This is a genomic window from Ruegeria sp. O11 (genome assembly GCF_056535285.1).
Window position 1 is genome coordinate 50677 of record NZ_JBQERS010000006.1, and the last position, 12852, is coordinate 63528.

Below are 12852 nucleotides of genomic sequence, written 5' to 3' on the forward strand. Positions count from 1 at the left end.
AGGCGTTAAACCTGTTCCAGCTCGACCAGGCAGCCGTTGAAGTCTTTTGGATGCAGGAAAAGAACTGGTTTGCCGTGCGCACCGATTTTGGGCTCACCCGAGCCTAAAACCCGCGCCCCTGTCTCTTTCAGATGATCGCGGGCCGCGATAATGTCTTCGACCTCGTAGCAGACATGATGGATACCACCTGAAGGGTTCTTTTCCAAAAACCCATTGATAGGGCTGTTCTCACCCAATGGATACAAGAGTTCAATCTTGGTGTTGGGCAATTCGATGAACACCACGGTGACCCCATGATCTGGTTCATCTTGAGGTGCGCCGACCTTGGCACCCAGCGCATTGCGATACTGGGCCGAGGCAGCCTCGAGGTCGGGAACAGCGATGGCAACGTGGTTCAGGCGACCGATCATGGGACTCTCCTTCATTCTGCGCTGCGGCGGTTATGGGGGTTGTCCGGCTAAAGGGCAAGTGCGCCAAAACGCGCGTTAACCCTGTATTAGCCAGAAGTTCCTAGCGTGAGATATCTGCTAATCAGGAGTTCTGCCATGGACGATTCGGAACCTTTCGCTTCTCCGGCGTTGCCAACCAAGATTCGGCCACTACTGGGCCAAACCATCCTAGTGGTCGAAGACAGCCGCTATGCTTGCGACGCGATACGCTTGATGTGCTTGCACAGCGGAGCGCGTATTCGGCGGGCGGATTGCCTGAAATCGGCGCGGCGGCATTTGCAGATCTACCGACCTTCGGTCCTGATTGTTGATATGGGTCTTCCCGATGGTTCGGGCGCAGATCTGATTGCCGAGTTGACCCATGCAGTTCCCCGAATCGGCGTCATTCTGGGGTTGTCCGGCGATGACAACGCCCAATCACTTGCCCTGAGTGCAGGGGCGGATGGCTTTCTGGCCAAACCCCTCAAATCGGTTGCTTATTTCCAGAAAACTATTCTTGAGCTTTTGCCGGAAGACCGGCGCCCCAGTGACCTCGGCACGGTCAAAGACGAAATCATTCACCCGGACCCGTTGGCGTATCAGGACGACATGGCCCATATCGCCGATGTGCTCACCGGGCCGACGGACCAACGCACGCTAAACTATGCCACGCAGTTTCTGCAAAGCGTTGCGCGAGATGCGAATGACACAACGCTTGCGGAGGCGGTGCATGAGCTTACCCGGTCGCAATCCAAAGGTGCCCCGATGACAGCACAGACGGCAAGAGTCGCAGGCCTTGTGCAAGACCGCCTGGAACGACAGGAGGCAATCTGACGTGCTGACTGCCTACTTCTTAACGGCCTCGATCCTGAGTGTATGGTTCTATCGCCGGACACGATTTACCGCTAAAACCATCCGCCGCAAGCGGCGAAACCATGGGAGCCCGTTTGACTGAACCGTGGCAGGTACTTCTACAATACGCGACCAATCTCGCAATCATCGCTGCGTGTTTGGGTCTTTGCCACCAGCAAGACAAAAGCTGCCCGCTCAAGGCGAGCGGTTGGCTTTAGTCCTGTGGAATGATCCTTAGACCCAACTCCATCAGCTGATCCGATGTCGGATCAGAGGGTGCATCCATCATCAGGTCTTCGGCGCGCTGGTTCATCGGGAACATCATCACCTCGCGGATGTTAGCCTCATCCGCCAACAGCATCACGATCCGGTCGATACCAGCGGCGCAGCCACCGTGCGGCGGCGCGCCGTAGTGGAATGCGTTGAACAATGCGCCAAAGCGGGATTTGACTTCGTCTTCGCCGTAACCTGCTAGTTCAAAGGCCTTCAACATGATCTCGGGCTTGTGGTTCCGGATCGCACCCGACACCAACTCGTAGCCGTTGCAAGCCAGATCATACTGATACCCACGTACGCCCAGAGGGTCGCCCTGCAAAGCTTCCATTCCGCCCTGCGGCATCGAGAACGGGTTGTGTTCGAAATCAATCGCGCCGGTTTCTTCATCCTGCTCGTAGATCGGGAAGTCCACGATCCAGGCAAAGGCAAAACGGTCTTTTTCAGTCAGACCTAGCTCTTCGCCAATCACATCCCGCGCTTTGCCAGCGACCTTTTCAAAGGCCTTCGGTTTACCGCCCAAGAAGAACGCCGCATCACCGACGCCCAGACCCAATTGCTGACGGATTGCCTCGGTGCGTTCGGGGCCGATGTTTTTGGCCAGCGGACCTGCGGCTTCCATACCTTCGCCCTGATCCCGCCAGAAAATGTAACCCATGCCGGGCAAACCTTCTTTCTGGGCAAAGGCGTTCATACGGTCACAGAACTTGCGGCTGCCACCGCTCGGCGCAGGGATGGTGCGGATTTCGGTGCCGTCCTGCTCCAACAGCTTCGCGAATATCGCGAAGCCAGACCCACGGAAGTGGTCAGAGACCACTTGCATTTTAATAGGATTGCGTAGGTCGGGCTTGTCGGTGCCGTACCACAGGGCCGAGTCCTTGTAGGAGATTTGCGGCCACTCCTGATCGACCTTGCGACCACCGCCGAACTCTTCGAACACGCCGGTCAGAACGGGCTGGATGGTGTCGAACACGTCCTGCTGCTCGACAAACGACATCTCGAGGTCAAGCTGGTAAAAATCGGTCGGCGAACGGTCAGCGCGCGGGTCTTCGTCGCGGAAGCAGGGCGCGATCTGGAAATATTTGTCGAAACCCGACACCATGATCAGCTGTTTGAACTGCTGCGGCGCCTGCGGCAACGCGTAGAATTTGCCCGGGTGCAGACGCGATGGCACGAGGAAATCGCGAGCCCCTTCGGGCGACGAGGCGGTAATGATCGGTGTCTGATACTCGCGGAACCCCTGATCCCACATGCGGCGGCGCATGGATGCAACAACATCCGAGCGCAGGGTCATGTTCTGCTGCATCGCCTCGCGACGCAGGTCGAGGTAGCGATAGCGCAGACGGGTTTCCTCGGGGTATTCCTGATCGCCGAACACCATCAACGGCAGTTCATCGGCAGCGCCCAGAACTTCCAGCTCGCGCACGTAAACCTCGATTTCGCCTGTTGGCAATTTCGGGTTAACGAGATCAGCGTCGCGGGCTTTGACAGTACCGTCGATGCGGATACACCATTCGGACCGCACCTTCTCAAGCTCAGCAAATGCCGCACTGTCGCCATCGCACAGAATCTGAGTCACACCGAAATGGTCGCGCAGGTCGATAAACAGCACGCCGCCGTGATCTCGGACACGATGCACCCAGCCAGACAGGCGGACGGTTTCACCGACATTGGCGGCGGTCAGAGCGGCGCAGGTGTGGCTGCGATAGGCGTGCATGGATCATATCCCTTCGGGCGCAGAATTCGTCGCGCCGATACACCCCTTTGGGCTAGGAAAGTCAAGGCGGGTCGCACCGTCAAAACGGCCTTTGCACGTTGCCCGAGTAGAAATAGACGCCAAGCCCAGCCGCAAAGATAATATTGCCGGCAATTGCATGCAGAAGAACAGCGTAGAAGAATGACCCTCGCTTGCGATAGCCCCAGGTGAAAAGAAGGCCCCCGGCGAAGGTCATGATCGCGACGACCCAGCTCCAATACATCAGGTGCGCAAGCGAAAACAGCCCGGCGTTCAGCAGATAGGCCGTGGGGCCTTGGGGCAGGATCGCGTGGTAGCGTCGGAAAAAGAGAGAGCGGAACAGCAGCTCTTGCGGCAGAGCGGACAACAACGGGTAGCCGATCCAAATGAATATCAGCATCTCCGGGCGATACAGCAGCAGAGCAAAGGCTGCATCGGGTCGTGCCCACAATACTAGGGCGGAACAGAAGGCCGCCATGAACAGGGCAAATGCAACGACTTCCGTCCACGACCAGTTTCGCCAACCATATCGAAGCTCGGCCCAAGAGAAACCGGTCGTATCCTGCAGCAGCAAAATGCCGAGGCCGGTAAACGCAAAGAGAGAAGGAAACATCCAGCTCGGCGGGAACAAAGTCGCGATCAGGACCGGGACGGCGACATAGAATAGTATGAACTCGATCCTGAGGCGTTGGTTGGTTGCTGGGGTATCCACCCACTCGGTGTTTTTGCTCAATGTGCTACAAGCTCCGCCCGGATCAGCCCCCGCAGGGAATTTCCAAAGTAGATAGATTGTGCGTTTTGAAGATCGGTCAAGGTCAGAACAGCTTCGGTAACTTGTTTATTATCCAGTAATTCCTCACGCAGAATACCCGGAAGCAAACCGCAATACAGAGAAGGCGTCAGTTGTCTTCCATCGGGCATGGTCAGGAACAGGTTCGTGATTGTACCTTCGCAAAGCTCCTCCCGTTCGTTGAGAAACAGCAGTTCGTCAACACCCTGCGGCAGCTCTGCCCGCGCCATGTCATAAACGGCCCTGCGGGTCGTTTTGTGGCGCAGCCAGATATCCGATGAAGAGAGCCTCTGTTTGGCCAGATCCACGCGCCAGACGGGGGGATTGGCGGCCAGTCCTCCGGTTGTCAGGTCAAATTTACCATCCGTGTCCAGGGTCAAACGGCAGCGCAATGCAATCTCACCCGAACTCGCGTCCAGAATCATCCGCGCGGCGGTTCGGTCAAACGCAATCCCCAGCTTCTCAGCTGTGCGGGCCATGCGGGACAGATGTCGATCGAGGCGAACAAACCCCTGACCCGGCCTGTAGGCCAAAGTTTCGATCAGACGGAAATCAGGCTCAGTTGGTGGGCGAAGCGGGCTTTCCATAGCGCCTCCTCATATTCTGAAGGGGCAGTGCTGTCCCAGACCAGCCCACCGCCGACGTTCAGGGTCGCTTTGTCGTCTTCAACCATAAGAGTGCGGATGGCCACGTTGAATTCAGATCGCCCATCCGGTGCTGCCCAGCCAATGGTGCCGCAATAGGCATCGCGGGGCCACGGCTCAAGATCAGACAGGATTTCCATCGCCCTGATCTTAGGTGCCCCGGTGATCGAGCCGCACGGGAAGAGGGCCGTCAGAATATCCGACAACCCGACGCCGACATGCAATTGCGCCTGCACCAGCGAGACCATCTGGTGCACGGTTGCATAGGTCTCGACCTTGAACAGCTCGGGCACTTTTACCGACCCGGCCAAAGCCACCCGGCTGATATCGTTGCGTAACAGATCAACGATCATCAGATTCTCAGCCCGGTTCTTTCCGTCTGACGACAAGAAAACGCGGCGGCGTTCGTCTTCGACCGGGTCTTCGCTGCGCGGTTGGGTGCCCTTCATCGGGCGCGTTTCGATCCGACCTTCGGCATCGGTGCGGAAGAACAGTTCAGGAGATCGGCTCAGCAAGTCGGGCAAGCCATCCTGCTGGACCAATGCGCCATGACCAACAGGCTGACCCGCCGCCAGCGTAGCGTAAAGCGCGGCGCTGCCCCCGGTCACTTCAAGGTCTATCGGGAAAGTGAGATTAGCCTGATAGATGTCCCCAGCACCGATGGCGTCATGCACCAATCGAAAGGCTTGGGTGTAGCGCGCCTCGTCCCAACGAGGTTCAAACTCGGTGATACCGCCAGTATTTTGTGACAGGCCAACGCGATCCGGTTCATCAAACACCCCGAAACACAACAACGGCAGGCGACGACCTGCTGGCAATCGATCCGCGAGTCGTGGTTCCAGCACATAGCCAAGTTCGTAACTTGCGTATCCTGCCAGCCAAGCCCCATCCGCGCGCACCTGATCAAGCGCCGCCAGAGCCTGGGGCACCTCTTCCGCGTTGTCCGCGCGGATAATCCGGATTGGACGCTCGAAACGAGTTCCGCGCCCGGCTGGTCCTTGATCGAAACGAATACGCAATTGCATCCTCATTTGCCGTGCTGCGCGGTATAGAGAATAGCGCGCCGAGGGAAAGAGGGGAAAGCGGCAATTTTAAACCCATTTCCGATAGCTCTTGCACCTTTTCGCGCGGTCCCTATAACGCAGGACAATTTGGGCGCTGGGGCGGTGCCCTGACTCGCGGACAATCGAAGGAACAAGGCCATGCCGAGAAGAACCGACATCCAGTCGATCATGATCATCGGGGCGGGGCCCATTGTTATCGGTCAGGCGTGCGAGTTTGACTATTCCGGTGCACAGGCTTGCAAGGCTCTGCGCGAAGAAGGCTACCGGGTCATTCTGGTAAACTCGAACCCGGCCACGATCATGACCGACCCCGGTCTGGCCGATGCCACTTATATCGAGCCTATCACACCCGAAGTTGTCGCCAAGATCATCGAAAAAGAACGCCCTGACGCCCTGCTGCCCACAATGGGCGGGCAAACCGGCCTAAATACTTCGTTGGCACTGGAAGAGATGGGCGTGCTGGACGAGTTCAGTGTCGAGATGATCGGCGCCAAACGCGACGCCATTGAAATGGCCGAAGACCGTGCTCTGTTCCGCGAAGCAATGGACCGGCTGGGTATCGAAAACCCCAAGGCCGAAATCGTGACCGCGCCCAAGGATGAGGACGGCAAGAAGGACCTCGACGCGGGCGTGGCGCTGGCGCTGGACACGCTTGAAACCGTGGGCCTGCCCGCCATCATTCGCCCCGCTTTCACGTTGGGCGGCACCGGCGGTGGTGTGGCGTATAACCGCGAGGACTACATCCATATTTGCCGCTCGGGCATGGATGCCTCGCCCGTGGGTCAGATCCTGATCGACGAAAGCCTGCTGGGCTGGAAAGAATATGAGATGGAGGTGGTGCGCGACACCGCCGACAACGCCATTATCGTCTGTTCCATCGAAAACGTCGATCCGATGGGCGTGCACACTGGTGACTCGATCACAGTGGCCCCTGCCCTGACGCTTACCGACAAAGAATACCAGATCATGCGCAATCACTCGATTGCCGTGCTGCGTGAAATCGGCGTCGAAACGGGCGGCTCGAACGTGCAATGGGCGATTAACCCGGATGACGGCCGCATGGTCGTGATCGAGATGAACCCCCGCGTTTCCCGGTCGTCCGCGCTGGCATCGAAAGCGACGGGTTTCCCGATTGCAAAGATCGCCGCGAAACTGGCCGTGGGCTATACGCTGGACGAATTGGACAACGACATCACCAAAGTCACACCGGCCTCGTTCGAGCCGACCATCGACTATGTCGTCACCAAGATCCCGAAATTCGCCTTTGAGAAATTCCCTGGGTCTGAGCCCTACCTGACCACCGCGATGAAATCGGTGGGTGAGGCCATGTCGATCGGCCGCACGATCCACGAATCAATGCAGAAGGCCCTGGCTTCGATGGAATCCGGCCTGACCGGCTTTGATGAGATTGAAATCCCCGGCCTGAATGTAGGCGTTTGGGAAGAAGCCGACGACAAAGCTGCCGTAATCAAGGCTATCAGCCAGCAAACACCTGATCGTCTGCGCACCATTGCCCAAGCCATGCGCCACGGCCTGACTGATGATGAGATTTTCGGCGTCACCAAGTTCGACCCGTGGTTCCTCGCCCGCATCCGTGAGATCATCGAAGCCGAGCGTCAGGTTCGTAAAGACGGCCTGCCGGTGACCGAGGACGGTATCCGCAAGCTGAAAATGCTGGGTTTCACGGATGCGCGCCTCGGCAATCTGACCGGCCGCGACGAAGACAATGTTCGCCGCGCCCGCCGCAATCTGGGTGTGAATGCTGTCTTCAAACGCATCGACACCTGCGCCGCTGAGTTCGAAGCGCAGACACCCTACATGTACTCGACCTACGAGGCCCCCATGATGGGTGAGGTTGAGTGCGAGGCGCGCCCGAGCGACCGCAAAAAGGTCGTCATCCTTGGTGGTGGCCCGAACCGGATCGGCCAGGGGATCGAATTCGACTATTGCTGCTGCCACGCCTGTTTCGCGCTGACAGAGGCGGGGTATGAGACCATCATGGTCAACTGCAACCCCGAGACGGTTTCGACCGACTACGACACCTCGGACCGGCTGTATTTCGAACCACTGACGTTTGAGCACGTCATGGAAATCCTGACGAAAGAACAGGAAAACGGCACGCTGCACGGTGTGATCGTTCAGTTCGGCGGACAGACCCCACTGAAACTGGCCAACGCGCTTGAAGCTGAAGGCATTCCGATCCTTGGCACCACTCCAGACGCCATCGACCTTGCCGAAGACCGCGAGCGGTTCCAGGCGTTGGTCAACGATCTGGGCCTGAAACAGCCGAAGAACGGCATTGCTTCGACTGATGAGCAAGCGCTGGAGATTGCCGAAGAGATCGGATTCCCGCTGGTGATCCGCCCGTCCTACGTTCTGGGTGGTCGCGCGATGGAAATCGTGCGCGATATGGATCAGCTGCGGCGCTACATCAACGAGGCCGTGGTGGTCTCGGGCGACAGCCCCGTGCTGTTGGACAGCTATCTGGCCGGTGCGGTCGAACTGGATGTGGACGCGCTGTGCGATGGCACCGACGTGCACGTCGCAGGCATCATGCAGCACATCGAAGAGGCTGGCGTCCACTCGGGCGACTCGGCTTGTTCTCTGCCGCCTTATTCGCTGTCCGACGAGATCATCGAGCAGATCAAAGAACAGGCGTTTAAACTGGCCAAGGCGCTGAATGTCGTCGGCCTTATGAACGTCCAGTTCGCGATCAAGGATGATGAGATTTACCTGATCGAAGTGAACCCCCGCGCCTCGCGTACCGTGCCCTTTGTAGCTAAGGCGACGGACAGCGCGATTGCATCGATTGCCGCACGCGTAATGGCAGGTGAAAAACTGGCGGATTTCCCCAAACGCCCACCTTACAAGACAGTAGACGACACCAAGATCGCCGACCAGATGACTCTGGCCGACCCGAACATGCCCTGGTTCTCGGTCAAAGAGGCGGTACTGCCCTTTGCCCGTTTCCCCGGCGTCGATACGATCCTCGGCCCCGAGATGCGTTCAACCGGAGAGGTCATGGGCTGGGACCGCGACTTCCCACGCGCTTTCCTGAAGGCGCAAATGGGGGCGGGTATGGTGCTGCCATCTTCGGGTCGTGCGTTTATTTCGATCAAGGATGCAGACAAGGGTCATGCAATGCTTGAGGCCGCTCAGGTTTTGACACAGCAGGGCTTTTCGCTTGTCGCAACACGCGGCACGCAAAGCTGGCTTGAAGAACAAGGCGTTGCCTGCGAAGTAGTCAACAAGGTTTATGAGGGCCGACCCGACGTCGTCGACATGCTGAAAGACGGTCAGGTTCAACTGCTCATAAATACAACCGAAGGCGCGCAAGCGGTCGAGGACAGCAAGGCCATCCGCTCTATCGCGCTCTATGACAAGATCCCTTACTACACCACCGCCGCCGCAAGCCACGCTGCAGCGCTGGCAATAAAGGCGCAGGCCGAAGAGGATGTTGAAGTGAAGTCGCTACAGGGCTAAATCCTGGTAGAACCTCTTGCGATTTGACCCCGGCTCAGGCTGGGGTCTTTCATTTTTACTTCCCCTTTGCATCAGGCCTCCACATGATGATGACAAAGGGGGACTGCTTATGGATCTCTATACGACATACGGAAGTAATGACTTACCACGGGCGATCCGTTTTTATGATGCGATCTTTGCGGTTCTCGAACAACCACGCCTGCCCGGATGGATCGATGGCTGGGCCGGATGGGGCACCGATCCCCACAGTGGGACTGGTTTTTGGGTCTGCAGGCCGTTCGACGGTGCGCGCGCCAGCATCGGAAATGGCACGATGATCGCCTTCCCAGCGCAAAACGCCAATCAGGTCCGGCGGTTCCATGCCACTGGTCTGGAAAACGGCGGCACAGACGAAGGAAAGCCAGGCGTGCGACCCCACTACGAGCCCGGTTTCTATGTTGCCTATCTGCGTGATCCTGATGGAAACAAGCTATCCTGCTTTTACTACCATTATGATCCCGAGAAGGATGCGGGCGACTGATCTTATCGCCCGCGACCTTATCAACTGGTCGCCAATCTCCGATTTTCTTCGCGGGTGAAGAACAACAGGTAGAAGACGGGCGCAGCAACCATGGTCAGGATGGTGGCAAAGGCCAGGCCGCCCATGATCGTGACCGCCATCGACACAAAGAACGCATCGGTCAGCAACGGAGCCATCCCCAAAATGGTCGTGATCGCGGCAAGCATCACAGGTCGCAAACGCGAGACCGAGGCCTCGACTATTGCGGGGCGCAAGGCTTTACCGGTCGCACGGACCAGATCGATTTCCTCGACCAGCACGATACCGTTCTTGATCAACATGCCTGATAGGCTCAACAGCCCCAAAAGCGCTGTGAAGGTGAACGGAAGTCCGGTCCCAAGCAATCCGATGACCACCCCGTTCACCGACATCGGAACCAGCAGCCAGATGATGATGGGTTGTCGGATCGCGTTGAACAGCAGCACGGAAATCAGCACCATGATTAGCAGACTCAGCGGCAATTGCCGCCCAAGGCTGGCCTGCGCATCGCCCGAGTCTTCAAACTCTCCGCCCCATTCCATGCTGTAGCCAATGGGCAGTTCCATCTCTTCAATGGCGCTTCGCACTTCGGAGTGGACTTGTGCGGCGGTCATGTCAGGAGGGATATCCGCGCCAACCGTGATGGTCAGCACTCGGTCACGGCGATGAACCAAGGTATTGAGCGCTTTGTAGTCGAACCCGTCCACCATCTGTTCAATCGGCACGAACCGTTCCGATTGATCGGAATAAACCACCTGATCGACAATCGAATAGTCCCCATCTGCCGGACGGCGCAGGATGATCGGGATCTGGCGGTCACGTTCGCGCAGAACACCGCCGGTAATCCCATCGGTCGAAAACTGCAGCGTGGCGGCAATATCTTCTCGCGACACACCTGCCGTTTGCGCCCGTTCTGTCGCATAGATTGGCTGCACAGCCAGTTCCTGCTCGCGCCAATCGTGATGCACATGCAGCACATTCGGGGAGGCCGCTGACATTTTTTGCACGGCTTCTTCGGCCAATTGGCGCAGAATAACCGGATCACTGCCCGAGAACCGCGCCTGGATCGGATCACCTCCGCCCGGGCCAAAGATCAGACGCTTGGTTCGGAACTCTCCTTCGGGGAATTGGGCTGAGCCGAATGCTTCGAGATCTGCCTGCAAGGCGGGGATATCGTCGAGCGTTTCGGTGCGAATGATCATGTGGCCATAGCTTGGGTTGGGCTTCTCGGCGGCGTAGGTCAGCATAAAACGCGTGGCCCCCTGCCCTACAAACGTGGCGACTGAGACGACGTCATCACGTTCAGCCAACCAATCCTCAAACACAGCCATATCTTCCGCCGTACGGGTAATCGGCGTGCCTTGCGGCAGTTTGTAGTGTACGAAGAACAGCGGCGTGTTTGAGTTGGGGAAGAACTGCTGTTTCATTAGGCCGAACCCTGCGAAGCAAGCGACCGTGATCGCTATCAATCCTGCCACTACCAGCCAACGGAACCGCAGCGCCCAGTTCAGGACTGCTCCGTAGACGCGGAACAGAATGCCGCCATAGGCGTCAATCTCGCCCTCTTTGCCCTGCTTGAAGAAATAGTGGCCGAGCAATGGTGTCACTGTGATCGCCAGAACCCAGCTAAGCAAAAGTGAGATGCCGATCACGGCGAATAGCGAGAACAGGAACTCACCGGTCGCATCAGGGCTGAGCCCGATCCCCGCGAAGGCCATAATCCCGATCACCGTCGCGCCCAGCAGCGGGATTTGCGTTTTCGAGGCCACATCTTCTGCCGCATCACGAGAGTTTTTGCCCCGCAACATCGAGATCTGCATCCCTTCGGCCACAACGATGGCATTATCGACCAACATTCCCATCGCGATGATCAAAGCACCCAGTGAGATGCGCTCCATCTCGATCGAGAACATCGACATAAAAAGCAGCGTGCCCACAACGGTCAGCAACAGGGTGGAACCCACGACGATTGCCGCACGCCAGCCCATAAAAATGCCCAGAACAGCGACCACGATGCTGACTGACATGGCGAGGTTCAACAGGAAGGCGTTCGAGGCCTCATCGACAACAACATGCTGCTGATAGATGGGCAGGATTTCGACACCAAAGGGGATCTCGGAATTCAGCTCAGCCAGTTTCGCGTCTGCACGCTGGCCAACTTCGACGATGTTTTCGGTGGCCAGCCCGGCAATACCTAAAGTGAAGGCCTCGGTCCCGTTGAAGCGGATCATGATATCGGGATCGTTCTGCCGCCCACGATAGACATCGGACATATCGAACAGGTTGATCACCTGCCCCTGCGAACCAACCGAAAGCCCGGCTATGGCCGACACGCTGTCCGAGCCTTCGGCCGTCAGGATCGTTGTCCGATCGCCTTCCGACCGCAATGAACCCGAGGCGTTGACTGAATCCGCATTTGCGATGGCCTCGTTGATCGCCTGTAAGGGCACGTTCTGATTGACCGAGATCGACAGGTCGGGCTCGATAAAGATCGCCTCGTCCGGCAATCCCTGCACCTCGACATCAGCGACTCCGCTAACGGTCAGTAATTCGCGGCGCAGGAAAGTCGCCAACTCGTGCTTTTCTGCGTCCGAAAACCCATCGGCTGTGACCGCATAGAACAGGCCGAATACATCCCCGAACCCGTCATTCACATAGGGCACACCCACGCCCGAAGGCAATCCACGTGCCGCGTCGCGCACCTTGGCGCGCAGGCGGGTCCAGATGTCGGGCAATTCGCTGCCGTCATAGGTTGACTTGATCTCGACCTCGATCAGCGATTGGCCGGGCCGATTGACCGAAGTGATGACGTCCACCTCGCCCATCTGCTGAATGGCGGATTCCAGCGGTTCCGAGACTTCAAGCGCCACCTGTTCAGCGGTCGCACCGGGATATTGCGTGGCGATCACCGCCTGTTTGATTGTGAAAGCCGGGTCTTCAAGGCGGCCCAGCGACGTGAAGCCCCAAATGCCGCCGAACAGGGCAATCAGGATGAACAACCACGTATAAAGCGGCCGGTCGATCGAAGCGCGTGCGATGCTCATA

The 12852-nt window shown here is 57.9% G+C and carries 9 protein-coding genes; 3 read left to right on the plus strand and 6 right to left on the minus strand.

Annotated elements, in window-relative coordinates; genetic code table 11:
• Nucleotides 1–5: 5 nt before the first annotated feature.
• On the minus strand, nt 6–410 hold the full coding sequence (mce, locus tag ACRZ91_RS13070; RefSeq protein ID WP_010441821.1) for a methylmalonyl-CoA epimerase: 405 nt from the start codon (nt 408–410) through the stop codon (nt 6–8).
• 135 nt (nt 411–545) lie between these two features.
• Between mce and ACRZ91_RS13075 the strand changes: the two genes are divergently transcribed.
• Nucleotides 546–1262, plus strand: coding sequence for a response regulator (locus ACRZ91_RS13075; protein WP_480906019.1), 717 nt, complete (start codon nt 546–548; stop codon nt 1260–1262).
• Between the two features lie 232 nt (nt 1263–1494).
• On the opposite strand, the gene aspS is transcribed toward ACRZ91_RS13075, so the two are convergent.
• From aspS to ACRZ91_RS13095, 4 genes are all read right to left on the minus strand, one after another.
• Nucleotides 1495–3270: an aspartate--tRNA ligase gene (aspS, locus tag ACRZ91_RS13080; RefSeq protein ID WP_480906022.1), complete on the minus strand. Its 1776-nt coding sequence runs from the start codon at nt 3268–3270 to the stop codon at nt 1495–1497.
• A gap of 79 nt (nt 3271–3349) precedes the next feature.
• Nucleotides 3350–4021 (minus strand): CPBP family intramembrane glutamic endopeptidase, encoded by a 672-nt coding sequence (locus ACRZ91_RS13085; protein ID WP_480906025.1) that lies wholly within the window; start codon nt 4019–4021, stop codon nt 3350–3352.
• A complete protein-coding gene (locus ACRZ91_RS13090) occupies nt 4018–4665 on the minus strand; it encodes an aminotransferase class IV family protein (protein WP_480906028.1) in 648 nt (215 codons plus the stop codon). The genes ACRZ91_RS13085 and ACRZ91_RS13090 overlap by 4 nt, the downstream gene beginning before the upstream one ends.
• Nucleotides 4620–5747 (minus strand): aminodeoxychorismate synthase component I, encoded by a 1128-nt coding sequence (locus ACRZ91_RS13095; protein ID WP_480906031.1) that lies wholly within the window; start codon nt 5745–5747, stop codon nt 4620–4622. The genes ACRZ91_RS13090 and ACRZ91_RS13095 overlap by 46 nt, the downstream gene beginning before the upstream one ends.
• Before the next feature lie 177 nt (nt 5748–5924).
• Between ACRZ91_RS13095 and carB the strand changes: the two genes are divergently transcribed.
• Both carB and ACRZ91_RS13105 read left to right on the plus strand, forming a co-directional pair.
• On the plus strand, nt 5925–9269 hold the full coding sequence (gene carB, locus ACRZ91_RS13100) for a carbamoyl-phosphate synthase large subunit (RefSeq protein WP_480906034.1): 3345 nt from the start codon (nt 5925–5927) through the stop codon (nt 9267–9269).
• A 109-nt stretch (nt 9270–9378) separates the two neighbouring features.
• Nucleotides 9379–9789: a VOC family protein gene (locus ACRZ91_RS13105; protein WP_260022965.1), complete on the plus strand. Its 411-nt coding sequence runs from the start codon at nt 9379–9381 to the stop codon at nt 9787–9789.
• 20 nt (nt 9790–9809) lie between these two features.
• On the opposite strand, the gene ACRZ91_RS13110 is transcribed toward ACRZ91_RS13105, so the two are convergent.
• Nucleotides 9810–12851 carry an efflux RND transporter permease subunit gene (locus ACRZ91_RS13110; RefSeq protein WP_480906038.1) on the minus strand — a complete coding sequence of 1014 codons (3042 nt, stop codon included), beginning with the start codon at nt 12849–12851 and terminating at the stop codon, nt 9810–9812.
• Nucleotide 12852: the final 1 nt, after the last annotated feature.